Source organism: Helicobacter sp. 13S00401-1, from assembly GCF_002272925.1.
Taxonomy (GTDB): Bacteria; Campylobacterota; Campylobacteria; order Campylobacterales; family Helicobacteraceae; genus Helicobacter_I.
This window is the reverse complement of sequence record NZ_MLAR01000048.1, coordinates 1-534: the sequence shown is the minus strand read 5'-3', so window position 1 is coordinate 534 and position 534 is coordinate 1. Positions and strand designations below refer to the sequence as shown.

The 534-nt window shown below is 31.3% G+C and carries 1 protein-coding gene; it reads left to right on the top strand.

What is annotated here, in order from left to right; all coding sequences use genetic code 11:
• A partial coding sequence (locus BKH43_RS08375; RefSeq protein ID WP_253248038.1) for a methyl-accepting chemotaxis protein occupies positions 1-533 on the top strand: 533 nt, incomplete at its 5' end.
• Position 534: the final 1 nt, after the last annotated feature.

Here is a 534-nt window from a genome sequence, read left to right as displayed (position 1 = left end):
ATACTTCTATTACTAACTTATCTCAAAGTTCTAATGCACAAGCTAGCTCTTTAGAACAATCTGCTACTGCTATAGAAGAAATAACTCAGTCTATGCAAAATGTATCTAATAAGACTAATGAAGTAATATCTCAATCTGAAGATATTAAAAGTGTTACTGTTATTATTAAAGACATAGCAGATCAAATAAATCTCTTAGCTCTTAATGCAGCTATAGAAGCTGCACGTGCAGGAGAACATGGAAGAGGCTTTGCAGTAGTAGCAGATGAAGTAAGAAAACTAGCAGAAAGAACTCAAAAGTCTTTAGGAGAAATAGAATCTAATACTAATATCTTAGTTCAATCTATTAATGATATGGCTGAATCTATAAAAGAACAAGCTAATGGTATAACTCAAATAAATGATGCTATATCTTTATTAGAACAATCTACTCAAGGTAATGTAAATATAGCTGATGATGCTACTAAGATATCTAGTAATGTAACTCATATAGCAGATGAGATAATGAGTGATGCTAATAGGAAGAAGGTGTGAG